At 56.0% G+C, this 26,916-nt stretch carries 23 protein-coding genes and 1 other RNA gene; 6 read left to right on the top strand and 18 right to left on the bottom strand.

Translation table 11 applies throughout. The annotated features are described in order from the left end of the window. Window positions 1-224 precede the first annotated feature (224 nt). On the top strand, window positions 225-1,211 hold the full coding sequence (ygfZ, locus tag ABEH87_RS17180) for a tRNA-modifying protein YgfZ (protein WP_346578064.1): 987 nt from the start codon (window positions 225-227) through the stop codon (window positions 1,209-1,211). Window positions 1,212-1,230: 19 nt separating this feature from the next. Here ygfZ and ABEH87_RS17175 read toward each other — a convergent pair whose 3' ends face one another. From ABEH87_RS17175 to ABEH87_RS17135, 9 genes are all read right to left on the bottom strand, one after another. Further along, window positions 1,231-1,884 (bottom strand): hemolysin III family protein, encoded by a 654-nt coding sequence (locus ABEH87_RS17175; protein WP_346578062.1) that lies wholly within the window; start codon window positions 1,882-1,884, stop codon window positions 1,231-1,233. A gap of 177 nt (window positions 1,885-2,061) precedes the next feature. Further along, window positions 2,062-2,805: an SDR family oxidoreductase gene (locus tag ABEH87_RS17170; RefSeq protein ID WP_346578060.1), complete on the bottom strand. Its 744-nt coding sequence runs from the start codon at window positions 2,803-2,805 to the stop codon at window positions 2,062-2,064. A 409-nt stretch (window positions 2,806-3,214) separates the two neighbouring features. Continuing rightward, entirely contained in the window at window positions 3,215-6,076 is a 2,862-nt protein-coding gene (gcvP, locus tag ABEH87_RS17165) for an aminomethyl-transferring glycine dehydrogenase (protein WP_346578058.1), read from the bottom strand. Window positions 6,077-6,151: 75 nt separating this feature from the next. Continuing rightward, entirely contained in the window at window positions 6,152-6,535 is a 384-nt protein-coding gene (gene gcvH, locus ABEH87_RS17160; protein WP_346578057.1) for a glycine cleavage system protein GcvH, read from the bottom strand. A gap of 24 nt (window positions 6,536-6,559) precedes the next feature. Beyond that, complete coding sequence (gene gcvT, locus ABEH87_RS17155; protein ID WP_346578055.1) at window positions 6,560-7,672, bottom strand: glycine cleavage system aminomethyltransferase GcvT; 1,113 nt, start codon at window positions 7,670-7,672, stop codon at window positions 6,560-6,562. 446 nt (window positions 7,673-8,118) lie between these two features. Then, complete coding sequence (gene ubiI, locus ABEH87_RS17150; protein WP_346578053.1) at window positions 8,119-9,321, bottom strand: FAD-dependent 2-octaprenylphenol hydroxylase; 1,203 nt, start codon at window positions 9,319-9,321, stop codon at window positions 8,119-8,121. A gap of 13 nt (window positions 9,322-9,334) precedes the next feature. Then, window positions 9,335-10,513, bottom strand: a complete 1,179-nt coding sequence (gene ubiH, locus ABEH87_RS17145) for a 2-octaprenyl-6-methoxyphenyl hydroxylase (protein ID WP_346578051.1) — start codon at window positions 10,511-10,513, stop codon at window positions 9,335-9,337. Then, window positions 10,510-11,826, bottom strand: coding sequence for a Xaa-Pro aminopeptidase (pepP, locus tag ABEH87_RS17140; RefSeq protein WP_346578049.1), 1,317 nt, complete (start codon window positions 11,824-11,826; stop codon window positions 10,510-10,512). Before pepP ends, ubiH begins: the two co-directional genes overlap by 4 nt. A 57-nt stretch (window positions 11,827-11,883) precedes the next feature. Next, window positions 11,884-12,462 carry a YecA family protein gene (locus ABEH87_RS17135; protein WP_346578047.1) on the bottom strand — a complete coding sequence of 193 codons (579 nt, stop codon included), beginning with the start codon at window positions 12,460-12,462 and terminating at the stop codon, window positions 11,884-11,886. A 169-nt stretch (window positions 12,463-12,631) separates the two neighbouring features. Here ABEH87_RS17135 and zapA point away from each other — a divergent pair, with 169 nt between their 5' ends. The 3 genes from zapA to ABEH87_RS17120 all read left to right on the top strand — a co-directional run bounded on the left by zapA (window position 12,632) and on the right by ABEH87_RS17120 (window position 13,866). After that, a complete protein-coding gene (gene zapA / locus ABEH87_RS17130; protein ID WP_062744299.1) occupies window positions 12,632-12,961 on the top strand; it encodes a cell division protein ZapA in 330 nt (109 codons plus the stop codon). A 41-nt stretch (window positions 12,962-13,002) separates the two neighbouring features. Then, window positions 13,003-13,187, top strand: a non-coding RNA gene (gene ssrS, locus ABEH87_RS17125) — 6S RNA. A 91-nt stretch (window positions 13,188-13,278) separates the two neighbouring features. Beyond that, window positions 13,279-13,866, top strand: coding sequence for a 5-formyltetrahydrofolate cyclo-ligase (locus ABEH87_RS17120; RefSeq protein WP_346578045.1), 588 nt, complete (start codon window positions 13,279-13,281; stop codon window positions 13,864-13,866). 103 nt (window positions 13,867-13,969) lie between these two features. On the opposite strand, the gene serA is transcribed toward ABEH87_RS17120, so the two are convergent. Continuing rightward, window positions 13,970-15,208 carry a phosphoglycerate dehydrogenase gene (gene serA / locus ABEH87_RS17115; RefSeq protein ID WP_346578043.1) on the bottom strand — a complete coding sequence of 413 codons (1,239 nt, stop codon included), beginning with the start codon at window positions 15,206-15,208 and terminating at the stop codon, window positions 13,970-13,972. A 347-nt stretch (window positions 15,209-15,555) separates the two neighbouring features. After that, a complete protein-coding gene (gene rpiA / locus ABEH87_RS17110; protein ID WP_346578042.1) occupies window positions 15,556-16,215 on the bottom strand; it encodes a ribose-5-phosphate isomerase RpiA in 660 nt (219 codons plus the stop codon). A 205-nt stretch (window positions 16,216-16,420) separates the two neighbouring features. Between rpiA and ABEH87_RS17105 the strand changes: the two genes are divergently transcribed. Continuing rightward, entirely contained in the window at window positions 16,421-17,320 is a 900-nt protein-coding gene (locus ABEH87_RS17105) for a LysR family transcriptional regulator ArgP (RefSeq protein WP_133846178.1), read from the top strand. A 62-nt stretch (window positions 17,321-17,382) separates the two neighbouring features. Here ABEH87_RS17105 and ABEH87_RS17100 read toward each other — a convergent pair whose 3' ends face one another. From ABEH87_RS17100 to tkt, 7 genes are all read right to left on the bottom strand, one after another. After that, window positions 17,383-18,123 (bottom strand): oxidative stress defense protein, encoded by a 741-nt coding sequence (locus tag ABEH87_RS17100; RefSeq protein ID WP_346578040.1) that lies wholly within the window; start codon window positions 18,121-18,123, stop codon window positions 17,383-17,385. 154 nt (window positions 18,124-18,277) lie between these two features. Beyond that, window positions 18,278-18,892 carry an arginine exporter ArgO gene (gene argO, locus ABEH87_RS17095; protein ID WP_346578039.1) on the bottom strand — a complete coding sequence of 205 codons (615 nt, stop codon included), beginning with the start codon at window positions 18,890-18,892 and terminating at the stop codon, window positions 18,278-18,280. 190 nt (window positions 18,893-19,082) lie between these two features. After that, window positions 19,083-19,964, bottom strand: a complete 882-nt coding sequence (mscS, locus tag ABEH87_RS17090; RefSeq protein WP_346578038.1) for a small-conductance mechanosensitive channel MscS — start codon at window positions 19,962-19,964, stop codon at window positions 19,083-19,085. 180 nt (window positions 19,965-20,144) lie between these two features. Further along, complete coding sequence (gene fbaA, locus ABEH87_RS17085) at window positions 20,145-21,224, bottom strand: class II fructose-bisphosphate aldolase (protein WP_346578036.1); 1,080 nt, start codon at window positions 21,222-21,224, stop codon at window positions 20,145-20,147. A gap of 80 nt (window positions 21,225-21,304) precedes the next feature. Next, window positions 21,305-22,471 (bottom strand): phosphoglycerate kinase, encoded by a 1,167-nt coding sequence (gene pgk, locus ABEH87_RS17080; RefSeq protein ID WP_346578034.1) that lies wholly within the window; start codon window positions 22,469-22,471, stop codon window positions 21,305-21,307. Window positions 22,472-22,520: 49 nt separating this feature from the next. Then, window positions 22,521-23,540, bottom strand: coding sequence for an erythrose-4-phosphate dehydrogenase (gene epd / locus ABEH87_RS17075; RefSeq protein ID WP_346578032.1), 1,020 nt, complete (start codon window positions 23,538-23,540; stop codon window positions 22,521-22,523). A 313-nt stretch (window positions 23,541-23,853) separates the two neighbouring features. Beyond that, window positions 23,854-25,845, bottom strand: a complete 1,992-nt coding sequence (gene tkt / locus ABEH87_RS17070; RefSeq protein WP_346578030.1) for a transketolase — start codon at window positions 25,843-25,845, stop codon at window positions 23,854-23,856. Window positions 25,846-26,133: 288 nt separating this feature from the next. Between tkt and ABEH87_RS17065 the strand changes: the two genes are divergently transcribed. Then, on the top strand, window positions 26,134-26,886 hold the full coding sequence (locus ABEH87_RS17065; protein WP_346578029.1) for a M48 family metallopeptidase: 753 nt from the start codon (window positions 26,134-26,136) through the stop codon (window positions 26,884-26,886). Window positions 26,887-26,916 lie beyond the last annotated feature (30 nt).

Here is a 26,916-nt window from a genome sequence, read left to right as displayed (position 1 = left end):
CACTCTGCATCGGTTAATCAAACATGGCGCTCAGTGTAACGCTTTTTTGCGTTACTGTTGATGATGCAATTTTACCCCTGCGGGATGCTGCGCAAAAACAGTGGCATCAGTTGCAGGGTTATCACGCGTTTTGTGCCGCATTTTCCGGAAACAGGTTGCAAAGCCGTGCGGCTCTTTTAACATGAGTCGCAGATTTTCATCATTTCCTTAATTAGGACTGAATTATGCCGATTATCTCTTTCCCGCCGCGCCAGCCCGCCGCATCGGCACGTCTGCCGTTGACCCTGATGTCACTGGAAGAGTGGGCGCTGGTCACCGCCACTGGCGCAGACCGCACCAGTTATTTACAAGGTCAGGTGACGCTGGACGTCGCCGCCCTGGCCGCTGACCAGCATCGCCCTGCGGCACACTGTGATGCCAAAGGAAAGATGTGGAGTAATCTGCGTCTGTTTCACCGCGCCGACGGCTATGCCTATATTGAGCGCCGCAGCCTGCGCGATAACCAGCTGACCGAACTGAAAAAGTATGCGGTGTTCGCCAAAGTCACCTTCGTCGCTGACGATGACGCCGTGCTGCTCGGCGTTGCCGGTTTTCAGGCAAGGGCAGCGCTGGCGGACCACTTCAGCGCACTGCCGGACGCCGCGACACCGGTCGTGCAGGACGGGGACAGCACGCTGCTGTGGTTCGATCTGCCCGCTGAACGTTTCCTGCTGGTTACCAGCGCTGCGAAAGCGCAGGAACTGCGTGAGAAGCTCGCCGATTCCGCCCAGCTCAACAATAGTTCACAGTGGCTGACGCTGGAGATTGAAGCCGGTTTCCCGATTATTGACAGCGAAACCACAGCACAGCTGATCCCGCAGGCCACCAATCTGCAGGCGCTGGATGCCATCAGCTTTAAGAAAGGCTGTTACACCGGGCAGGAGATGGTCGCCCGCGCGAAATTCCGCGGTGCCAATAAACGTGCGCTCTACTGGCTGGCGGGTAAAGCAGGTATCGTGCCTGCGGCGAACGGGTCGCTGGAAATGAAGATGGGTGAAAACTGGCGCCGCACCGGCACCATTCTGGCAGCCTGCCAGCTTGATAATGGTGATGTGTGGGTGCAGGCCGTGATGAACAACGATCTTGAACCGGATACTGTTCTGCGTGTGCAGGGGGATGAAGGCGGGCTGCTCGCTATACAGCCGCTGCCTTACGAAATTACGGCGGGTTAACAGAAGGGGCTGAGGCCCCTTACATCACGTAAAGATAGATAGCGAGAAAGTGGCACAAACAGCCGCCGAGGACAAAACCATGCCAGATGGCATGGTTGTAGGGAATGCGCTTCGACACGTAGAAGATCACGCCCAGCGAATAGATGATCCCTCCGGCGGCCAGCAGCCAGACGCTGCCTGCCGGCAGGCGCATCACCATCTGATACAGCACAATCACCGACAGCCAGCCCATCAGCATATAGGTGACCAGCGACAGCGCTTCGAAACGGTGGGCAAACACCAGCTTGAAAATCACGCCAGCCAGCGCCAGCCCCCAGATCACCGCCATCAGCCAGTGCGCCAGCGGTGACCTTAATCCCACCAGCAGAAAAGGCGTATATGTCCCGGCGATCAGCAGGTAAATCGCGCAGTGGTCGAGCTTTTTCAGCCAGAACTTCGCCCGTTCTCCCGGTATTGAGTGATAGAGCGTTGAGGCAAGAAACAGCAGGATCATACTGCCGCCATACAGGCTGTAGCTGGTAATAGCCAGCGCGCCCGCCCGGCTGTCGATAGCGTGGTCCAGCATCAGCACCAGACCAATAATACCTAACAGGCAGCCGATGCCGTGGCTGATACTGTTGGCCACTTCTTCAGCGACGGAATATCCGGCCGTCTCTATTTTTTGCTTCACCATATAAACGCTTATCCCCGGTTTTCAGTGCGATCGTCAGTGCAAGATGCGCTGGCGGAAATTTCATCAGCATCAGCCTAACTGAGATTTTTTTCAGAGTACACATGTAAGCCAAAATATTGTATGTCCTCTTGCACCACCCGCTCCCGGCGGGCTGACCGGAATAGGGCCGCACTGAATTTAGCGTCCTCCGGCAGCATCAATAATTGAACCGGTGATATAAGAGGACTCATCGCTGAGCAGCCAGGCAATTGCCCGGGCGATCTCTTCCGGCTGGCCGCCGCGCTGCATGGGAATATTGGCCGCGAGCCGATCCACGCGCTGTGCTTCCCCGCCGTCGGCGTGCATTTCGGTATAGATAAAGCCCGGACGTACGCCGTTAACCCGGATGCCCTGCGCGGCCACTTCCAGCGACAGCCCTTTGGTCAGCGTATCCATCGCCCCTTTCGAGGCGGCATAATCAACATATTCGCCCGGCGCTCCCGTTCTGGCGGCGGCCGAGGAAACGTTGACTATCGCACCGCCACTGCCGCCGTGATGGTACCCCATGCGTTTGACCGCTTCGCGACAGCAGATAAAGCTGCCGGTGACGTTGGTGGCAAATACCCGGCTGATGCGCTCTGCCGTCAGCTGTTCCAGCGTCGTCTGTTGAAACAGGATCCCGGCGTTATTCACCAGCGCGGTCAACGCTCCCGGCTGCCGGTCAATTTCTGCAAACATCGCCATGACCTGAGCTTCATCAGAGATATCTGCCTGAATGGCAAAGGCACTGCCGCCCTGCCGTTCGATCTCTGCCACAACCGACAGCGCATCGTCAGCACGTCGTGCAAAATTAATCGCCACACGCCAGCCCTGTCGGGCCAGCAGAATGGCCGTGGCGCGACCAATTCCCCGGCTGGCGCCGGTCACTAATGCGATATTCATTTTTTTTCCTATTGAAAAGGGCTGACCGAAAAAGAAGGTCAGCCCCTACGCCGAAAAAGAAGGTCAACCCCTGGGCCGAAAAAGAAGGCCTGTCCCGACATCACCCGCATCCGCCGTAGGGGACGACCTTTTTTTCCGGTCGTCCCGGGCCGAAAAAGAAGGCCTGTCCCGACATCACCCGCATCCATCGTAGGGGACGACCTTTTTTTCCGGTCGTCCCGGGCAGAAGAGAAAAGAAGGCCTGTCCCGACATCACCCGCATCCATCGTAGGGGACGACCTTTTTTTCCGGTCGTCCTGGGCCGAAAAAGAAGGCCTGCACCGACATCACCCGCATCCATCGTAGGGGACGACCTTTTTTTCCGGTCGTCCCGGGCAGAAATGGTTCGTTGCTGGCGGTAACGATATTGTTATTCGTATTCGCTCATCGGCACACAGGAACAGAACAGATTACGGTCACCGTAAACATCATCCAGGCGCTTCACGGTTGGCCAGTATTTATTCGCACTCCCGGCCGGGAACACCGCCAGCTCACGCGTGTAAGGATGGCTCCATTCACCGACAATTTCCATCTGCGTATGGGGGGCATTGACCAGGGGGTTATCTTCCAGCGGCCATTCTCCATTTGCCACGCGGTCAATCTCACTGCGGATCGCCAGCATCGCATCAATGAAGCGGTCCAGCTCAACCTTACTTTCCGACTCGGTCGGCTCCACCATCAGCGTACCCGCTACCGGGAACGACATAGTCGGTGCATGGAAACCGTAGTCGATCAGACGCTTGGCGATATCCAGTTCACTGATGCCGGTTTGCTCTTTCAGCGGACGAATATCCAGAATACATTCGTGCGCGACGCGACCATCACGCCCGGCGTAAAGGATCGGGTAAGACGACTGCAAACGGTGGGCAATATAGTTAGCGTTGAGGATCGCCACTGAACTGGCCTGTTTAAGGCCCTCTGCCCCCATCATGCGGATGTACATCCAGCTAATCGGCAGTATTGACGCACTGCCAAACGGGGCCGCAGACACCGCGCCCTGCCCGGTCAGCATACCTTCAATCTGCACCACGCTGTGACCGGGAACAAACGGTGCCAGATGGGCCTTCACGCCGATTGGCCCCATGCCCGGACCACCGCCACCGTGCGGGATGCAGAAGGTTTTGTGCAGGTTAAGGTGGGAGACATCGGCCCCGATATAGCCCGGCGTGGTGATCCCCACCTGAGCATTCATATTGGCACCGTCAAGATAGACCTGACCGCCGAACTGATGCACGATCTGGCAAACTTCGCGGATCGTCTCTTCGTAAACGCCGTGGGTGGACGGGTACGTCACCATAATGCAGGAGAGCGCTTCCCCCGCCTGTTCAGCCTTCACACGCAGATCGTGCAGATCGATATTACCCTGTTTGTCGCACGCCACTACCACCACTTCCATCCCCGCCATCTGAGCCGATGCCGGGTTGGTGCCGTGTGCAGAGCTGGGGATCAGGCAAAGATGACGGCCCGCTTCATTACGGCTTTCATGGTAACGGCGGATGGCCAGCAACCCTGCGTATTCACCCTGCGCGCCAGAGTTTGGCTGCATACAAAGCGCATCGTAGCCGGTCAGCTGTACCAGCCAGCGTGAAAGCTGACCGATCATCTGCAGGTAGCCACTGGCCTGCCCGGCCGGACAAAACGGATGCAGTTCGGCAAATTCCGGCCAGGTGATCGGGATCATCTCGGCGGCCGCGTTGAGCTTCATGGTGCAGGAACCCAGCGGGATCATCGCCTGATTCAGCGCCAGATCTTTACGCTCCAGGCTGTGCATGTAACGCATCATCTCCGTTTCACTGTGATGACGGTTAAACACCGGATGGGTCAGGATGGCATCTTCGCGGATCATCGCCGCCGGGATCGCGCTGGCATCGCTGTCCAGCTCGTCAATATTCAGGCCATGCTCTTCACCCAGCAGGATAGAGAACAGCGCCGCGACGTCTTCACGAGTGGTCGTTTCATCAAGGGTGATGCCTACGGCATTGAGGATATCGCTACGCAGGTTGATGCCAAAACTCAGCGCGCGGTCCAGGACTGCGGCTTTGTCACTGACTTCTACGGTCAATGTGTCGAACCAGGTCGCGTAACGAAGCTTCACACCGCGCTGTTGCAGACCCTGCGCCAGAATATCCGTCAGGCGATGGATGCGGCTGGCAATACGCTTCAGCCCTACAGGGCCGTGGAACACGGCATACAGGCTGGCAATGTTGGCCAGCAGTACCTGCGAGGTACAGATATTGGAGTTGGCTTTCTCACGGCGGATATGCTGCTCGCGCGTCTGCATCGCCATGCGCAGCGCAGTGTTACCCGCCGCGTCGCGGGAAACGCCGATAATGCGCCCCGGCATTGAGCGCTTGTGCTCGTCGCGGGCGGCAAAGAAGGCGGCATGAGGGCCACCGTAGCCCATCGGCACGCCAAAGCGCTGGGCGGAACCGAAGACAATATCGGCGCCCTGTTTACCCGGTGCCTGCAACATCACCAGCGACATCACGTCGGCCGCTACGCTGACCACCACTTTGCGGCGTTTCAGCTCTGCGATCAGGTCACCGTAATCATGGACTTCACCGCCGCTACCGACCTGCTGCAACAGCACACCGAACACGTCATCCAGCTCCAGCACCTTCTCTGCTTTGTCCACCAGCACGTCAAAGCCGAAGGTTTCTGCACGGGTGCGCACCACGTCCAGCGTCTGCGGGTGAATATCATCGGCGACAAAGAAGCGGTTGGCCGTTTTCAACTTGCTGACGCGTTTAGCCATCGCCATCGCTTCGGCCGCGGCGGTGGCTTCGTCCAGCAGCGAGGCCGAGGCGATATCCAGCCCGGTGAGGTCCAGCGTCAGCTGCTGGAAGTTCAGCAGCGCCTCAAGACGCCCCTGCGACACTTCCGGCTGATAAGGCGTATAGGCGGTGTACCAGCCCGGATTTTCCAGCATATTACGCAGGATCACCGGCGGGGTGAGCACCGGGGTATACCCCATGCCAATAAAGGATTTATAGCACTGATTTTGCGCGGCAATCGCCTTCAGCTCGGCCAGCGCCAGGTGCTCGGTCAGAGCATCGCCAACGGCAGGTGGGCTGGGAAGCTGGATATCAGCGGGCACAATCGAGGTAATCAGGTCGGTCAGCGACGTCGCGCCAATGGCGCTGAGCATGGCGGCCTGCTGTTCCTGCGAAGGTCCAATATGGCGCTCGATAAATGCACCGTGATGTTCAAGCTGGCTGAGTTTCTGGGTCATGAGCGGTCAATCCTGCATCGGGCGTAAAGAGACGGGACGGGGCGCTGCACCATCCCGGATAACATGTCGGCGTGATTACTCGATGGTGCTCTGATAAGCGGCGGCATCAAGCAGGGTTTCGAATTCCGTTTCATCCGTGGCTTTAATGCGGAACAGCCAGCCATCGGTGTACGGAGAGCTGTTGACCAGCTCAGGCTCGCCGTCCAGCCCGCCGTTTACTTCCACAATCTCACCGCTTAACGGCGCGTAGATGTCAGAAGCGGCTTTCACCGACTCGGCAACGGCACACTCCTCGCCCTGGCTGTAGGTATTCCCCACCTCAGGCAGATCAACAAAGACCATGTCACCCAGCAGCTCCTGGGCATGCTCAGTAATCCCTACCGTATAGGTGCCATCGGCTTCTTTACGCACCCACTCGTGGCTGTCACGGTATTTCAGTTCAGCTGGTACATTGCTCATCATGTTCTCCAAAAAAGGCAAAAGTTACTTCGTCACCGGCTTACCGGCGCGAACAAAAACGGGTTTGGTGACACGCACCGGCATTTCACGGTTGCGAATCTGCACCACGGCATGTTCACCAATGCCAGCGGGAACGCGCGCCAGCGCTATACTGCAGCCCAGCGTCGGGGAGAAGGATCCGCTGGTGATTTTTCCTTCCAGCTGATTGCCCGCCGCGTCGTTAAAGTGTACGGGCAGTTCGTTACGCAATACGCCCTTCTCGGTCATGATCAGGCCAACCAGCTGCTCCGTCCCTTTCTCGCGCTGAAACTCCAGCGCTTCACGGCCAATAAACTGGCGGTCTGACGGTTCCCAGACGATAGTCCAGCCCATATTGGCGGCCAGAGGCGAAACGCTTTCGTCCATCTCCTGACCGTAAAGATTCAAACCGGCTTCCAGGCGCAGGGTATCGCGCGCGCCCAGACCCGCAGGCCTGACGCCTGCCGCCAGCAGCCGCTGCCAGAAGTCAGCGACCTGTTCATTGGGCAAGGCGATTTCATAGCCAGACTCCCCGGTGTACCCGGTAGTGGCAATAAACAGATCGCCAGCCTGCACTCCAAAGAAAGGCTTCATTCCGCTGACGGCATTACGCTGCGCGTCGTTAAACAGCGTCTGCGCTTTTTGCTGTGCATTCGGTCCCTGCACCGCAATCAGGGCCAGATCGTCGCGTTCGATCAGCTCCACGCCGTACTCCGTGGCATGCTCACCGATCCACGCCAGATCTTTTTCGCGGGTCGCGGAGTTAACCACCAGGCGGAAGTTATCTTCGCTCATAAAGTAAACAATCAGATCGTCAATCACGCCAGCCGAGGCGTTAAGCATGGCGGTGTAGAGTGCTTTGCCGGGCTGGGTCAGCCGGGCGACATCGTTAGCCAGCAAATAGCGCAGGAACTCACGGGTACGCACGCCGCGCAGGTCAACAATGGTCATATGAGAAACGTCGAACATGCCGGCATCCGTTCGCACCGCGTGATGTTCATCCATTTGCGAACCGTAGTGCAGTGGCATCATCCAGCCGTGAAAATCGACCATACGCGCACCGCTTGCCAGGTGCTGTTCGAATAACGGGGTTTGCTGAGTCTGGGTTTGCTGAACCATAATCTTCCTGTGCCTGATCGGTTGCTGACGCGCGTCTTTACACCGCCTGTCAAGGCTGACGCAAACGTTACCTTCGCTATGAACTTACCACCGAAGTGGTCAATTATCCATAAGTTAAACGGGGTCGAATTCAGCCTTCGTTCCTTACGGCCAGCGCTGATTCTCTGGTTTTTATCACTGAAAAAATGCGGTATTGCGCGCATAAATGGCAATTCATCGGCAAAAACCCAGTTCAAAGATCAAGTCAGGGCATTTATTCCCTAAATTTAAACGCCCACCGCCCCCAGTAAGCATTACTAAAAGTAATGCGAAGAATTGAGTGGAATTAGAATTTCTCAAACGATGCGTAAAAAAAGGGCAGGTATTGCACTCTGAAGGGGCAACCGGGAAAAACGGAGATGGCAGGATGAAAAAAGGGGGCTACGCCCCCTGATTTTAGCGCGGTGTCAGCGCAGCCAGTCGGGAAGATCGTGCAGGCCCATCGCCTGCTTTAACAGCCGTGGCTTAACGCCGGGCAGGTTATCCGCCAGCGCCAGCCCCACATCACGCAGCAGCTTTTTCGCCGGGTTATTGCCGTTAAACAGTTCGCGGAAGCCCTGCATACTGGCGAGCATCACCGCTGCACTGTGCTTGCGGCTGCGCTCATAGCGGCGCAGATAGAGATGCTGACCAATATCTTTACCCTGCTGATGCAGCCGCTTCACTTCACCTATCAGTCCGGCGGCATCCATAAAGCCTAAATTGACGCCCTGCCCGGCCAGCGGATGAATGGTATGAGCGGCATCCCCCACCAGCGCCAGACGGTGGGCGGCAAAGTTTCGCGCATAGCGCCCCACCAGCGGGAAGGCTTTACGCTCGCTTTCCAGCGTGCACAGGCCCAGCTTGAGATCGAAAGTTACCGACAGCTGCTGATTGAAAATCGCTTCGGGCATATCCTGCAGCCGCGCGGCCTCCTGAGGCGGCAGCGACCAGACAATCGAGCAGAGGTGCGGGTCGCTCAGCGGCAGAAAGGCCAGAATGCCATCCCCGTGGAATACCTGGCGCGCCACCGACCCGTGCGGCTGCTCCGTGCGGATATTCGCCACCAGCGCATGATGCTGATAGTCCCAGAAGGTCAGCGGGATATCCGCTTTATTGCGCAGCCAGGAGTTGGCGCCATCCGCCGCCACCAGCAGGCGGGCCGTCATCATGCTGCCATCCTGCAGGGTGACAAAGGCTTCGTTATCGCCAAAGGCCACCTGCTGTAATTCCGCCGGGGCAATCAGTGTGATATCGCTCAGGCTTTGCGCACGCTGCCACAGCGCCTGGTGGATCACCCGGTTTTCGATAATATGACCGAGATGCGCCAGCCCCTGCTGCTCATCATCAAAGGCAATATGGCCAAAGCTGTCGCGATCCCACACTTCCATACCGTGATAGGCACTGGCGCGCGCGCTGAGGATGGCATCCCAGACGCCAAGGTGCTGCAACAGACGCTCACTGGCGGCGTTTATCGCGGAGACGCGTAATGCCGGAGGCGCGCTGTTATCCACGGCCTGTGGGACTTCGCGCTCCAGCACGGCGACGCGCAGCCCACTGCCCTGTAAGCCACAGGCCACGGCCAGGCCGACCATTCCACCACCGGCAATGATCACATCATAGGTTTGCATGTCTGCTTTCTCCTCAACGCTTAACCCAGCCTAACGTGCGCTCGGCCAGCAAATTACGTAATGGCGGCAGATGATCCATCGCCAGCAGTCCCAGATTGCGCCCTGCGACCAGCGGCGTATAGCGATTGGCAAACAGTCGAACCAGGCCGTCAGTGATACCAATGGTTGCCTGTGCATCCGGCAGACGGCGCCGCTGATAATGTTGCAGCGTGGCGTAATCCCCTACTCCGCGCCCGGCACGGAAGGCCGCCGCCAGCGTTTCGGCCAGCGACATCACATCACGAATCCCCAGATTGAACCCCTGACCGGCGATCGGATGCAGGGTCTGCACCGCATTACCGACCAGCGCAAGCCGATGGGAAATATGCTGTGAGGCCGTTTGCAGTTTCAGCGGATAGCTGTTGCGCTGCCCGACCTGAGTGATGCGCCCCAGACGCCAGCCAAAGGCGCGCTGTAGCTCAGCGATAAACTGCGCATCGCTCCAGCCGTCAACAGCCTCTTTCTGCGCCAGCGGATGACACCAGACCAGGGAGCTGCGACCGCCGGACATTGGCAACAGCGCCAGCGGACCGTGTTCGGTAAAGCGTTCAAACGCCCGTCCCTGATGCGGCACCTGGTTCGAAACGTTGGCGATCACCGCCACCTGCTGATAATCGGCACTCTGCCACTGTACGCCGCACGCTGCAGCGACTTTTGAGCGCGAACCATCGGCGGCAACCAGTAGCTCACCGTTCAGTCGCTCCCCGCTTTCCAGCACTACGCTGACGCTATCCTGGGTTCGTTCGACCCCGGCGACGGTATCCGGACAGCGCAGGGCGACACCCGGCGCCTTTTTCAGGCAGGTAAACAGCCGCTGCCCGACCTCATGCAGCTCAACGACCTGCCCGAGGGCCGACACGCCGTAGTCGGCAGTCGTCAGCGATACAAAGCTGGCATGGCCGCGATCGCTGACATGAACATCGGTGATCGCCGTGGCCGCCGTCGCCAGTGCCGGCCACAGCCCGATAGACACCAGTTGCTGACGCGTGCCCTCCGCCAGCGCGATTGCGCGTCCATCATAACCGGGATGTACCCGGCTGGCAGGCTCCGTTCCCTCAACCAGCGTCACCGCCAGTTTTCCCTGAGTCAGGTGAGAGATCGCCAGTGCCAGCGTGGCCCCGGCCATCCCTCCCCCTGCGATAATTATGCTCATGAACGTTTCGCTGCCGCCATTAGTGCTTCAATGTCATCGGCATCTTTGACCACCGTATCCGTCAGGTTTTCATGGCCGTCGGCGGTGATAATGATGTCATCTTCAATGCGAATACCAATACCACGATAGCGGGCGGGCACATCAGCATCCGGTGCGATATACAGCCCCGGTTCAATGGTCAGGACCATACCGGGTTCCAGCAGGCGGTCACGATCGACCCCGTAATGGCCCACATCGTGAACATCCAGCCCCAGCCAGTGGCTCAGACCGTGCATAAAGAACGGTCGGTGAGCATTTTCAGCCATCAGAGTATGCACATCGCCGTGCAGGATGCCGAGCTTAACCAGCCCGGTAACCATCACTTCCACTGCGGCCGCCGTCACTTCGCGGATGCTGGTGCCGGGACGATACAGCTCAAGCGAGCGATAAAGTGCTGCCAGCACAATGTCGTAAATCTCACGCTGTGCGGGGGTAAATTTTCCACCTACCGGGAAAGTACGGGTGATATCTCCGGCATAACCTTTGAACTCACAGCCCGCATCAATCAGCACCAGCTGACCGTCGCGCATCTGACTCTCATTTTCGGTGTAATGCAAAATACAGCCGTTATCCCCCGCACCCACGATGGTGTTATAGGAAGGGAAGCGCGCGCCGTGACGGGTAAATTCGTGCAGGATTTCCCCCTCCAGCTGGTATTCATACATGCCGGGACGCGCCTTCTGCATCGCACGGGTGTGTGCCAGCGCACTGATACGCCCGGCCTCACGCAGCACAGCCTGCTCCTCAGGCGATTTAATCAGGCGCAGCTCATGGACCCAGGGACGCCAGTCGGTCAGCGTGGCGGGGGCAGAGAGATTCTGCTTTGATCCGCGACGCAGGGTTTCCAGCGCATTAAACACGATGGAATCAGCAAAGGCGTACTGACCCTGAGCGTGGTAAACCACGTCCAGCCCGTTCAGCAGCAGGTGAAGCTGGTCACCGATGTCATTCCACGGCAGAGCACGGTCAACGTCCAGCTTCTCCGGCGCGGCGTCCTGTCCCAGACGGCGTCCGAACCAGATTTCAGCCGTCAGGTCCCTGACGCGATTGAACAGGACGCTGTGGCTGTGATTATCCGCACTTTTTATCAACAGCAGCGCGGCTTCCGGTTCGTTAAAACCGGTGAAGTACCAGAAATCACTGTTCTGACGGTACGGATACTCGCTGTCATTACTGCGCGTCACTTCCGGCGCGGAAAAAATTACGGCTGCGCTGGCGGGCGCCATTTTCGCTAACAGCGCCTGACGGCGGCGCAAAAACTCTTGCTGGGTCATGGGACCTCCTGAATGCTGTTCCGTTAAATCACGTCTGGCGGCCATGCAGGCCTTGCCTCAGTGCAGCGTCGGTTTTTTCATTACGACATGCGTCGGTACAGCGCGGGTAAAGGTGTCATGACACAGCAGTGCAGCAACGCGCACATACTCAATCACCTCTTCCAGCGACTGTTCCAGTTCTTCCTGATCTTCATCTTCATCATAGCCGAGCTGCGCGATGGTACGCAGGTCATCAATGGCTTCGCCGGTTTCCCCTTTCACCTGACCAATTTTCGGTTGGGTGACGCCTAACCCCAGCAGGAAATGATTGACCCAGCCGGCCAGCGCATCGGCGCGATCAAACACGGTGATATCGTCGTCTTCCGGCAGGTAAAGCTGGAACAGGAAACCTTCATCCTCCAGCGAGTTACCAATCGCTTCGTGCAGCTGCTGCAAAGGCTGAGACAGCGTTTGTGAAAAAGCCATGCCTTCGTTCGTCAGGTCATGCACCAGCGTTTGCCAGCTACTGTCATGGTTGCCGCCACAGATCAGTCCGCTGATCAGGCCATGCATTTCGGCAGGTGTCATTCCCACACCCTGCTGCGTCAGTACTGAGGCCAGCGTGTTGTAGCCCGGCATTTCGTTAGTTAGTGACATTGTTTTGGTCATCGTTGGCAGGTTTAGTTCGTGATATGCTACCACCAGGTGCCTCAACGATTCCAGAAAGGGGTTGTTTCTTATAAAAGGCGTAGTTATAGTGGCGCCCCTCCCAAGCCATTGAGCGGTAAGGGTGATTGCGGGCGCAGTAATCAGTCAGGAAGGTGGCATGTCTGCACAACCGGTAGATATTCAAATTTTTGGCCGTTCATTAAGAGTAAATTGTCCGCCGGAACAGCAAGATGCGCTGAATCTGGCTGCCGAGGACCTCAATCAACGGTTGCAAGACTTAAAAGTTCGCACTAGAGTCACTAATACCGAGCAACTGGTATTTATTGCTGCACTGAACATTTGCCATGAACTGGCGCAGGAAAAAGTCAAAACCCGTGACTATGCGTCGAACATGGAACAACGAATTCGGATGCTGCAACAGACCATTGAACAGGCATTGCTTGAACAAGGTCGCATAACTGAACGTACCGGTGCGAAGTTCGAATAACACTTTAGCGTTACCTGTGATAGAGTGACGGTGAAGTAAAAAATTCTCTGAGATGTTTGCAAGCGGGCCCGTCCCCTGAGCCGATAATTAATACCAAACAGAGTGTGACGCTCTGTAACCTGTGCGCAAGCTCGGTTCGTCCGAGAAGCCTGATGGTTACGACGGCATACTCACCTTGAACCATGGGTTCAAGGGTTACAGCCTGCGGCGGCATCTCGGAGATTCCCACCTTTTTTGCAGTTCCCCCTTTTCTGGCATTTACATTCCCTGCACCAACCGACAATCTGACAAAACCGTTCTGATAAGAGTTGCCCGCTATGAACCTTAATCTTCGCGATCGCCAGGATATCCGTACCCATGTGCGCCATCTGCGGCGTGAACTCAGCGACGATCAACAGCAGCGTGCTGCCGTGCAGGTCGCCGACCATGCCCTGAATTTTGCCCCTCTCAAGCAGGCGAAGAACATTGCCCTGTTTCTGTCGGTGGATGGTGAGATCAATACCCGTCCGTTAATTGCCAAACTGTGGCAGCGTAAGCAGCGAGTGTACCTCCCGGTGCTGCACCCTTTCTCGCCCGGCCAACTGCTGTTCCTGCGTTACGATGAACAGACCGAGCTGCGGACCAACCGCCTGCGTATCCCGGAGCCACCGCTGGATATTCGTCATCTTGTGCCGTTAAGCGAGCTTGACGTGCTGATGGTGCCGCTGGTGGCGTTTGATGCCGATGGACAGCGCCTGGGAATGGGGGGCGGGTTTTACGACCGCACGTTGCAGAACTGGCAGCAGCATGGATTCCTGCCGGTGGGGCTGGCGCATGACTGTCAGCAGGTGGAACGTCTGCCAGTGGCAGAGTGGGATGTCCCGTTACCCGCACTGATTACACCGTCAAAGATTTGGCAGTGGTGATTTAAATGCAAAAAGGGCCGACCTTCTGTTCCGGTCGGCCATGATGTGCAGGGACCGACCGGATATTGTAGGGGCTGACCTTCTTTTTCGGTCAGCCCGTGTTTCAATACAATAAACGCGCGCGGATGGTGCCCGGAATGGCTTTCATCAGCTGCAGCGCTTTATCCGCCACATCCTGCGGTGCGTCAACGTCGATCACCACATAGCCCATCTGCGGTGTGGTTTGCAGATACTGTGCGGAGATATTGATGCCCTGGTCGGCAAAAATCAGGTTGATGGCCGTCAGCACGCCGGGACGGTTTTCATGGATGTGCATCAGACGGCTGGCGTTCGCACCGTGCATCGGCAGCGAGGCTTCAGGGAAGTTAACCGCAGACAGCGTGGAACCGTTGTCCGAGTACTTCGCCAGCTTGCCCGCCACTTCAATCCCGATGTTCTCCTGCGCTTCCTGCGTGGAGCCACCAATGTGTGGCGTCAGGATCACGTTGTCGAACTCACACAGCGGTGAATTAAACGGATCGCTGTTGGTCGCCGGTTCTTCCGGGAATACGTCAATCGCCGCACCCGCCAGGTGTTTGGTCGCCAGCACGTGGCACAGCGCCGGAATATCAACCACGGTGCCGCGCGAGGCGTTAATCAGCAGCGCGCCCGGCTTCATCAACGCCAGCTCTTCCGGCCCCATCATATTCTGGGTCGACTGTGTTTCCGGCACGTGCAGGCTCACCACATCGCTCATATTCAGCAGGTCGGACAGATGCTGAACCTGAGTAGCGTTACCCAGCGGCAGTTTGCTTTCAATATCGTAGAAGAACACATGCATGCCCAGGCTTTCAGCCAGCACGCCCAGCTGCATACCGATATGACCGTAACCGATGATACCCAGCTTTTTACCGCGCGCTTCATAGGAACCCACCGCCAGTTTATGCCACTGACCGCGATGCGCTTTAGCGTTAGCCGCCGGAACACCACGCAGCATCAGCAGCAGCTCACCGATAACCAGCTCAGCAACGGATCGGGTATTGGAGAAGGGTGCGTTAAACACCGGAATACCACGTTTCGCGGCCGCATTCAGATCAACCTGATTGGTCCCGATGCAGAAGCAACCTACGGCAACCAGTTTTTCTGCCGCAGCGAAGATCTCTTCGGTAAGGTGAGTGCGCGAACGCAAACCAATGAAGTGCGCATCGCGAATGGATTCTTTCAGTGCTTCGCTATCCAGTGCGCCCTTGTGAAATTCGATGTTGGTGTAGCCCGCAGAGCGCAGATTATCTACTGCACTCTGGTGAACGCCTTCCACCAGCAGGAATTTAATCTTGTCTTTCTCCAGTGATACTTTTGCCATTTCCCGACCCTATTTAGCAGACTTCAGATGTGGCTTGATCCCCGCATTGTTTCCCGTTTACAGGCGCAATGTCAGCCTGCTGAGAAGAGAAACCCGCAGGGATATAAGATAGCCTTCTGTCAAAATAACAAAATTTACGCAAGCAGCAATACAAACGATTGCCTGGCCGTCAGCACGGCAAGCCCGTCAGTCAGAACATTACGATAGAAAATCGTGGCGCAGCGCGAACCACCAGGAGGAACGCGCTAAAGGCAGCCTCTGTGTGACATAAGTCACTAAATTCTGCCTGCAAAAGAAAAGATGTTTTTTAGATAAAAATAACCTGCACCGCACTCACGCCGGGTAGATCATTTTTGAATGGTTTGCACACCGTCGGCCGTACCAATCAATGCAACATCCGCGCAGCGGGCAGCAAACAGCCCCACGGTTACCACGCCAGGCAGAGCGTTAATCGCCGCTTCCAGTCGTGTCGGGTCAATGATTTTAAGATTATGAACGTCGAGAATAATGTTGCCGTTGTCGGTGACGACATTCTGACGGTACTCCGGCTGTCCACCCAGCTTCACCAGCTCACGGGCAACATAGGAGCGCGCCATCGGGATCACTTCGACCGGCAGAGGGAAGCGCCCCAGCACATCCACCTGCTTGGATGCATCGGCAATACAGATAAAGCGGTCGGCGACGGCAGCAATAATCTTTTCACGCGTCAGTGCGGCACCGCCGCCTTTGATCATCTGCATCTGGCCGTTGATCTCGTCAGCCCCGTCAACATAGACCGACAGCTCGTCGATTTCGTTAAGGTCGAATACGTGAATGCCGTAGCCCTTCAGTTTAGCCGTGGAGGCTTCCGAACTGGACACCGCACCTTCGATCTGATGTTTGATGGAGGCGAGAGCATCAATAAAGTGGGCGGCGGTCGAACCGGTACCCACGCCAACGATGGTACCCGGCGTGACGTAATCAAGTGCTGCCCAGCCAACGGCTTTTTTCAGTTCATCCTGCGTCATGATATGTTTAAAACCTGTGCTGCCACTGTGTGCGCGTAGTATAAAGCAAGGCTGTGAAAAAAAGCTGCACTGCGCGGCATTTGATTGGCAGGATTGGAACACAGCCCACAAAGTGGTTGATTCATAAAGTGAGGTTAGCACGGCGCAAAATGCATAAAATATGGCATAGTGCATCTACCACACCTGAAAGAGAGTATTAAGACTCATGAAACGCCCGGATTATCGAACGCTTCAGGCGCTGGATGCAGTGATTCGCGAGCGCGGCTTTGAACGTGCCGCGCAAAAGCTCTGTATTACCCAGTCAGCAGTCTCACAGCGTATTAAACAGCTTGAGAATATGTTCGGCCAGCCTCTGCTGGTGCGAACCGTGCCGCCACGCCCGACGGAACAGGGCCAGAAACTGCTGGCATTGCTGCACCAGGTGGAGCTGCTGGAAGAAGAGTGGCTGGGTGACGATAACAGCGGCACGACGCCGCTGCTGCTGTCGCTGGCGGTGAACGCCGACAGTCTGGCGACCTGGCTGCTGCCCGCGCTGAAAACCGTGCTGACCGATTCGCCGGTACGCCTCAATCTTCAGGTGGAAGATGAAACCCGCACTCAGGAGCGTCTGCGCCGCGGCGAAGTGGTCGGCGCCGTCAGTATTCAACCCCAGCCGCTGCCCAGCTGTCTGGTCGATCAGTTAGGGGCGCTCGACTATCTGTTTGTCGGGTCAAAAGAATTTGCTGCACGCTACTTCCCGAACGGGGTCACACGCTCTGCCCTGCTGAAAGCGCCTGCGGTGGCCTTTGACCATCTGGATGATATGCATCAGGCCTTTTTACAGCAGAACTTTGACCTGTCACCGGGCAGCGTACCCTGCCATATCGTTAACTCGTCGGAAGCCTTTGTACAGCTGGCGCGTCAGGGCACCACCTGCTGTATGATCCCACATCTGCAGATTGAGCGTGAGCTGGCGGAAGGGGAGCTGATTGATTTAACGCCGGGGCTGTTGCAGCGCCGGATGCTGTACTGGCACCGCTTTGCACCGGAAAGCCGTCTGATGCGTAAAGTGACCGATGCGCTGTTAGCGCACGGCCATCGCGTGCTGCGTCAGGATACAGAATAACCGGTATAGCGGGGGTCGACCGGAAAATAAGGTCGACCCCTACAGAAAAATCCGTGAGAAAATTACGGATTATTACGCTGTAATTCGAATACCACATCAACCTGATCATCGAAATGAATGCTCTGCTGCTCGTAGGTCTGAGCGGCGGAGGTCATCGGTGCGGCATCCGCCGTTTTGTACATGCGTGCCATTGGCATCGGCTGATAGTTGGCGACGTGATAGCGAATGCTGTACACCGGCCCCAGCTTGGTATTGAAGCCCTGCGCCAGCTCAGCCGCCTGCTTTGTCGCATCGTCAATGGCGGCTTTACGCGCCTTCGCTTTGTACTCTTCAGGGTTTGCGACGCCCAGTTCGACTGAACGGATCTCATTCAGACCTGACTTCAGGGCACCGTCGAGCAGTTCATTCAGCTTATCCAGCTGACGCAGTGTCACCTGCACCTGACGCACGGCGCGGTAGCCTTTCAGCACCGATTTACCGTCCTTCAGGTAGTCATATTCTGGCTGAGTGCGCAGGTTAGCCGCATTGATATCTTTTTTCTCAATACCGCTTTTATCCAGGAAATCAAAATACTGCTGTACGCGGGTATCGGCCTGCTTCTTCGCTTCGCCTGCATCTTTAGCAGAGACATTCACTTCAATTGCGAGTGTGGCAATATCCGGCGCAGCATCAACGCTGGACTGTCCGGAAGTGACCACATGTGGGCCATTCGGTAATTCGTCTGCCTGTACAGCCAGTGGCAAAGTACCTAATCCAATCATTGCGGCAAAGGCCAGTTTAGTGAGCTTCAAAGCATCCTCCATGCGGACTGTCATCATTTCTTTCAAGATGGCTACCGGAAAACCACGCGGCACCGGCAGCGAATTGTTCCGTCAAAATGTGGCGGTACAGACTATTTTAGTGCGCAACGGCACGTCACACTAGGACATCAATTCTTATTGTGAGTTCCGGCTGGCCTTATCCAAGGGCCTGCACTGCCAGCTTCGCGGCTATCGCCCACATCACCAGACCGACAAACAGATTAATAATGCGCTGGGCGCGATGGGTATTCAGCAGCGGTGCCAGCCAGGCGGCCAGCAGGGCCAGCCCGAAAAACCACAGCACGGACGCACTGGCCGATCCCAGCGCAAACCAGCGGCGCGCCTCTTCCGGCAGCTGCCCTCCCAGACTCCCCAGCACCACAAACGTATCCAGATAGACGTGCGGATTGAGCCAGGTGACCGCCATCATTGTCATCACGATGCGCCAGCGCCCCTGCTTTAGCGCTGTCGCGGAGGCAAGCTGGATGTCGCCACTCAACGCGATGCGCAACGCTCCCCAACCGTACCACACCAGGAAGGCCACCCCACCCCACGTCACCAGACTGAGCAGCAGATCGGACTGGTTAAGCAGCGCACTGCCGCCAAAAATGCCGCCGCAGATCAGAACAATATCGCTCAGCGTACAGAGTGCGGCAGTCATCAAATGGTACTGACGGCGCACGCCCTGATTCATAACAAATGCGTTTTGCGGACCGAGCGGCAGGATCAGTGCAGCGCCCATGGCAACACCCTGAAAGAAAACAGATAACACGGCATATTCCTCACCAGAATTAATAACTGGCAAGTGTACCGAGCCTGCATCATTAGGAGAAATTGAAAGAATTAATGGTATATAAATATTACTAATGATGCAGGATCCCGTGGCACGATGTACAACATCATCCGGGCCAAAAAAAGCCCCCTGCCTGGACGGTCAGAGGGCTGATTTCACACAATAATTATCAACGCGCGGATGGTGATGCGTCAGCGTTAGCTTCCGGCGCTTTCACCTGATGCAGATGAACATCCATCTGCGGATAAGGGATGCCAATACCTTTAGCATCCAGCGCACGCTTGAAGTTTTTCATCAGGTCCCAGTAAACGTCCTGCAGGTCCCCCGCTTTACTCCAGCAGCGCACCACAACGTTTACCGATGAGGCTGCCAGTTCGTTCAGGCCAATCTGTACGCCACGCTCCTGCAACACCCGAGGTTCAGCATCAACCACCTGGCGCAGCAGCGCCAGCACTTCATCGATGTCGGCATCGTAGGCCACGCCAATAATAAACTCGTTACGACGCTCCGGCTCCCGCGAGAAGTTGACGATATTCCCGGCGATGATTTTACCGTTAGGCACCACAACAATTTTGCCGTCGGCCGTTTTCAGGGTCGTGGAGAAGATCTGCACGTTCTGCACCGTACCCAGCACGCCAATATCGATAAATTCGCCGGTACGGAACGGACGGAAGGTGACCAGCAGCACACCTGCGGCAAGGTTGGACAGCGAGCCTTGCAGCGCCAGACCAATCGCCAGACCAGCGGCACCCAGCACGGCAATGACCGAGGCGGTCTGTACGCCCACCCGACCCAGTGCGGCAATCAGGGTGAAAGCAATCACACCGTAACGCACCAGCGCAGACAGGAAGTCAGCCACTGTCGCATCGATGTTGCGCGCGCGCATCACTCTGTTAAGGGCGTTGGAAATGATGCGGGCGACAATCATACCGATAATGATAATCGCCAGGGCCGCGACGATATTCACCGCATAGCTCAGCAACAGCGCCTGGTTACGCACCAGCCAGCCCCCGGCATTATTAATGCCATCTACCACGTTTAAATCTTCCATTAAATCATCCTGTTGTTGGCCCGGAGCGGGCAGGTAAACAGTGCCTTGAACGGCAGCCGATGCAGTTAAGGGTAAACAACAATCTGGCGTTATGCCAAATAAGTCACGAAATTCGCTGAGTATTCCAATTTTAACGCATAAAAAAAGGCCCATCAGGGCCTTTTTTAAGCAGAAGCTGAATTACAGTACGTCGACTGCGTTCAGTTCTTTAAATGCCTGCTCCAGGCGAACAATCATTGAAGACTGTGAAGCACGCAGCCATACGCGTGGATCGTAGTACTTCTTGTTCGGCTTATCAGCGCCTTCCGGGTTGCCCAGCTGCGCCTGCAGATAACCTTCGTTCTTTTTGTAGTATTGCAGGATACCGTCCCACGTGGCCCACTGGGTATCGGTATCGATGTTCATTTTGATCACGCCGTAACCGATAGACTCTTCGATTTCAGCCGCAGATGAACCGGAACCACCGTGGAACACGAAGTCCAGAGAGTTCTCTGGCAGACCGTGTTTTTCGCTGACGTATTTCTGAGAATCACGCAGGATGGTCGGGGTCAGTTTCACGTTGCCTGGCTTATACACGCCGTGCACGTTACCGAAAGAGGCAGCGATAGTGAAACGCGGGCTGATAGCGTTCAGCTTGGTGTAAGCGTAGTCAACATCTTCTGGCTGAGTGTACAGTGCAGAAGCGTCCATGTGGCTGTTGTCCACGCCGTCTTCTTCACCGCCGGTGCAACCCAGTTCAATTTCCAGGGTCATGTCGATTTTCGCCATGCGCGCCAGGTATTTGCTGGAGATCTCGATGTTCTCTTCCAGAGACTCTTCAGACAGGTCAATCATGTGAGAAGAGAACAGCGGCTTACCGGTTTTGGCGAAATGCTCTTCGCCCGCGTCCAGCAGACCGTCGATCCACGGCAGCAGTTTCTTCGCGCAGTGGTCAGTGTGCAGGATAACCGGCACGCCGTAGTGCTCAGCCATCTGATGTACGTGGTGTGCGCCAGAGATGGCGCCGAAGATGGCAGCAGCCTGTGGTTTGTCTGATTTCAGGCCTTTACCGGCGATGAAGCCCGCGCCACCGTTAGAGAACTGAATGATAACCGGCGCTTTTACTTTCGCTGCGGTTTCCAGTACGGCGTTGATAGAGTCGGTGCCGACGCAGTTAACGGCTGGCAGGGCGAATTTGTTCTCTTTCGCCACTTTGAAGATCTTCTGCACGTCATCACCGGTGACAACGCCAGGTTTTACGAAATCAAAAATTTTAGACATGTTAGCTTGTCCTGTTTCTTCGGTCGTATTAAAGGATTCAGTTCTCACGCGCAGTGTCAGGCACCCCGCGTGAGGTTTAATTACTTCTGCTTAGCACGCTCTTCCAGCATGGCAACCGCAGGTAAGGTTTTGCCTTCCACGAACTCAAGGAACGCACCGCCACCGGTAGAGATATAGGAGATTTTATCTTCGATACCGAACAGGTCGATCGCCGCCAGCGTATCACCGCCGCCTGCAATGGAGAATGCGTCACTGTCTGCAATCGCTTTAGCGATGATTTCAGTGCCTTTACGGAAGTTCGGGAATTCGAACACGCCTACCGGGCCGTTCCACAGAATAGTTTTGGCTTCTTTCAACAACTTAGCCATTGCTTCCGCAGTCTCGTCACCGAAGTCCATGATCTCTTCGTTGTCCTGAACTTCGGACACTTTCTTCACCGTAGACGGTGCAGTTTCAGAGAATTCCGTGCCTACGCGCGAGTCAGTCGGGACCGGAATTTTGTATTCATCACGCAGTTTCTTAGCCGCTTCAACGAAATCTGGTTCGTACAGTGACTTACCGACATTGTTGTCGATAGCGACGAAGGTGTTAGCGATACCTCCACCCACAATCACGGTGTCAGCAATGTTCACCAGCGAGTTCAGCACGTCAAACTTGGTGGAAACCTTAGAACCCCCCACCACAGCCACCATTGGGCGCGCTGGCGTTTTCAGCGCTTTGCCCAGAGCTTCCAGCTCATTGGCCAGCAGCGGACCGGCACAGGCAATCGGTGCGAATTTACCCACGCCGTGCGTAGAAGCCTGCGCGCGGTGAGCCGTACCGAAAGCGTCCATCACAAAGATGTCGCACAGGGCAGCATATTTTTTGGAGAGGGTTTCGTCGTCTTTTTTCTCGCCTTTGTTAAAGCGCACGTTTTCCAGCACCACCAGCTTACCCGCGGTCAGCTCTACGCCGTCCAGGTAATCTTTTGCCAGAGAAACGTTTTCTGCACCTAACTTGTCTTTCAGGTAGTTCACTACCGGCAGCAGAGAAAACTCTTCGCTGTATTCACCTTCGGTCGGACGACCCAGGTGCGAGGTAACCATCACTTTTGCGCCCTGCTTCAACGCCGCTTCAATCGTCGGCAGAGAAGCGCGAATACGTGCATCTGACGTCACTTTCCCTTCTTTAACTGGCACGTTCAGATCCGCACGGATCAGAACACGTTTACCAGCCAGATCCAGATCGGTCATCTTAATTACAGACATGGTGAACCCTCTCGTTGATTCTCAAAGTTTTACAGACGCTGTACGCGTCTTACCTGAAACCGCTGGTGGCCATAGCTAACGTTGTATCGATCATACGGTTAGCAAAGCCCCATTCGTTATCACACCAGACCAAAGTCTTAATCAGGTGCTGACCGCTGACCCGCGTTTGGGTGCCATCAACAATGGCACTGTGCGGATCATGGTTAAAATCAATGGAGACTAACGGCAATTCCGTGTAGTCAACTATACCACTAAATGCCCCTTCTGACGCGTTTTGCAACAAGGCGTTAACCTCGCAGGCGCTGACGGGATCCCGCACGCTGACGCTCAGATCAATCGCCGTAACGTTGATGGTCGGCACACGGACGGCGATCGCTTCAAAACGATCGTTAAATTTTGGAAAGAAGCGGGTAATCCCGGCGGCAAGCCGTGTATCAACGGGAATAATCGACTGACTGGCCGCGCGCGTCCGGCGCAAATCAGGGTGGTACGCATCAATCACCTGCTGATCGTGCATGGCCGAGTGGATGGTGGTGACCGTCCCTGACTCAATGCCCCATGCATCATCTAACAGTTTGATAATCGGAATTATGCAGTTCGTCGTACAGGAGGCGTTAGACACCAGTAAATGTTCTGGCTGCAGATCTTTTTCGTTAACGCCAAACACCACGGTAGCGTCAAGATCGCTTCCGCCGGGGTGTGAAAACAGGACCTTTTTGGCCCCGGCCTGCAGATGGGCTTCGCCATCCGCACGGCTGCCATACACGCCGGTGCAGTCCAGCACGATATCCACATTCAGCTCACGCCACGGCAGCGACGCGATATCAGTATGGTGCAGAAGACGGATGGTGTCATCGCCGACAGACAGCAGGTCGCGCTCCTGGCGTACATCCCAGGCGAAACGCCCGTGGCTGGTGTCGTACTTTAACAGATGGGCCATTCCGGCTGCATCGGCCAGCTCATTGATGGCAACCACTGTGATCTCGGCACGGCGGCCGGTCTCATACAGTGCGCGCAGTACGTTACGCCCGATACGACCAAATCCATTAATGGCAATGCGAACCGTCATATTACCCCTGCATCAGAATTCACTATGAAATCGGACAATTAGCCTGAGCCAGTCGCCGCAATTTGTACAGGATATTCTTGCATCGTCACCCGCTTCTGTCTGCATGATGATTGTCATCAGGCTCACAACTGAAACGCTTCAGCTAGGATAATAGAAGTGAGGAATAATAGGAATGACTGGGATCAATTATGGCGCTTAAGTTTGGATCCACGTCACAATTTTAGAAAAAAACAGGGGAGAGGTAATCAGGGGCGACTGAAAATAAGTCGCCCCGTTATGCACACGGACGAGGCAGGCCTCGTCCGTCAGATCATTACAGCAGACCTTTCGCTTTGGCGACCACGTTTTCCACGGTGAAGCCAAACAGGTCGAACAGTTTCTCAGCAGGTGCAGACTCACCGAAGCTGGTCATGCCGACGATAGCGCCGTTCAGGCCAACGTATTTGAACCAGTAATCTGCGATACCGGCTTCAATCGCTACGCGTGCGCTGACAGCTTTCGGCAGCACAGACTCGCGGTAAGCCGCATCCTGTTTGTCGAATGCATCGGTAGACGGCATAGAAACGACGCGCACCTTGCGGCCTTCAGCGGTAAGCTGGTCATACGCACCCACTGCCAGCTCGACTTCTGAACCGGTAGCGATCAGGATCACGTCAGGCGTACCTGCGCAATCTTTCAGTACGTAAGCACCGCGAGCGACGTTCGCCAGCTGTTCTGCAGTACGCTCCTGCTGCGCCAGGTTCTGACGGGAGAGGATCAGGGCAGTCGGGCCGTCCTGACGTTCCACCGCGTATTTCCACGCAATGGCTGACTCCACCTGGTCACACGGACGCCACAGGCTCATGTTTGGTGTCACACGCAGGCTGGCCATCTGCTCAACCGGCTGGTGAGTCGGGCCGTCCTCACCCAGACCGATAGAGTCGTGGGTATAGACCATCACCTGGCGGATCTTCATCAGCGCCGCCATACGCACCGCATTACGGGCGTATTCAACGAACATCAGGAAGGTCGCCGTGTACGGCAGGAAACCACCGTGCAGGGTGATACCGTTTGCGATGGCGGTCATCCCGAATTCGCGCACGCCGTAGTGAATGTAGTTACCCGCTGCATCTTCGTTGATAGGCTTAGAACCCGACCACATCGTCAGGTTGCTTGGCGCCAGGTCAGCAGAACCGCCCAGGTATTCCGGCAGCAGTTTCCCAAAGGCTTCGATGGCATTCTGTGACGCTTTACGACTGGCGATTTTAGACGGGTTAGCCTGCAGCTGTTCGATGAACTTCTGCGACTCCGCTTCCCAGTTGGCTGGCAGCTCATTCTTCACGCGGCGTGAGAACTCTTCTGCCAGTTCAGGGAAGGCTTTCGCGTAAGCGGCAAATTTCTCGTTCCACGCGGCTTCTTTCGCGCGACCGGCCTCTTTCGCATCCCACTGAGCATAGATGTCTGAAGGAATCTCGAACGGCGCATGGTTCCAGCCCAGCTGTTTGCGGGTCAGTGCGATTTCGTCATCGCCCAGCGGCGCGCCGTGGGAATCGTGGGTACCGGCTTTGTTCGGTGAACCGAAACCGATCACGGTTTTACACATCAGCAGGGAAGGCTTGTCGCTCACGGCTCTGGCTTCTTCAACCGCTTTTTTGATTGCGTCAGCATCGTGACCGTCCACGCCACGCACTACGTGCCAGCCGTAAGACTCGAAACGTTGCGCGGTGTCATCGGTGAACCAGCCGTCAATGTGGCCGTCGATAGAGATGCCGTTGTCATCATAGAACGCCACCAGTTTGCCCAGCTTCAGCGTTCCCGCCAGCGAGCAGACTTCGTGAGAGATGCCTTCCATCATGCAGCCATCGCCCATAAACACGTAAGTGTTATGGTCAACCACGTCGTGGCCTGGACGGTTGAACTGTGCAGCCAGCGTGCGCTCAGCAATCGCAAAGCCCACGGCGTTAGCGATACCCTGGCCCAGTGGCCCGGTGGTGGTTTCCACGCCAGCGGTGTAACCGTATTCCGGGTGACCTGGGGTTTTGGAATGCAGCTGACGGAAGTTAGCCAGTTCACCGATTGGCAGATCGTAACCGCTGAGGTGCAGCAGGCTGTAGATCAGCATTGAGCCGTGACCGTTAGACAGCACGAAGCGGTCACGATCGGCCCACAGTGGGTTCTCAGGGTTGTGATTCAGGAAGTCACGCCACAGAACTTCGGCGATATCGGCCATGCCCATCGGGGCACCCGGATGGCCGGATTTGGCTTTTTGCACCGCATCCATACTTAATGCGCGAATGGCGTTGGCAAGCTCTTTACGAGAAGACATTTTCTACTCCAGGTCGGATTTAACGCTTCGCCGTCCTTAACCTATTGTAATGAATGAGTTATCAGGCAAAGCCGAAGGAAAGTCGACCATCAATGTACATGAAATACGGGTAACATGTACATGGCGCAGGATGTAAAAAGAGTCACAGAAGTGGCAGTTTGGGAGGATGATGACTAGGCAACTGCGCCAACACGCGCTATAACTCATCTTCTGAAGGTGTTTTTCACCCCAGACTATTTTTATAACATTATGATTTAATTATCTTATTACCTAAATGGATGAACTGGAATGAAGAAACGTATTTCTTTCGCTGCGCTGGCGCTGGCGACTGTGGTTTCCGGCTGTCAGAATTTTGACGCCAACACCCTGATGCAGTCAGGCGCGCAGGCCTATCAGGCCGCCACGCTCAGCGATGCTCAGGTGAAGGAATTGAGTGAAAAATCCTGTCAGCAGATGGACAGCGAAGCGCAGATCGCACCGGCCAGCAGCACCTATGCTCAACGTCTGAGCAAGATCTCTGCGGCTCTGGGTGACAACATTAACGGCACCCCGGCAAACTATAAGGTTTACCTGACCAAAGACGTCAACGCCTGGGCGATGGCCAACGGCTGTATCCGCGTTTACAGCGGTCTGATGGATATGATGACCGATAACGAAGTGGAAGGCGTGCTGGGCCATGAAATGGGCCACGTAGCGCTGGGGCACTCGCGTAAAGCCATGCAGCTGGCTTACGCCACCACTGCTGCCCGCACCGCCGCCGCCTCTGCGGGTGGTGTCGCTGCCTCTCTGTCACAGTCCCAGCTGGGTGACCTGGGCGAAAAACTGGTCAACGCCCAGTTCTCCCAGAGCCAGGAGTCCCAGGCGGATGACTATTCCTTCGATCTGCTGAAGAAACGCAACGTCAACCCACAGGGACTGGTCACCAGTTTCGAAAAGTTAGCGAAGCTGGAAGGCACTCACGAAAGCAGCATGTTTGATTCACACCCGGCCTCTCAGGCGCGTGCTGACCATATCAAACAGCGTATTGCCGCAGGTAAATAATTTCCGGGCGTGACACGGGCCGATCGAAAC

The sequence above is a fragment of the Erwinia sp. Eh17-17 genome (assembly GCF_039675725.1).
Taxonomy (GTDB): domain Bacteria; phylum Pseudomonadota; class Gammaproteobacteria; order Enterobacterales; family Enterobacteriaceae; genus Erwinia.
This window is presented reverse-complemented; position numbering and strand designations above follow the sequence as displayed.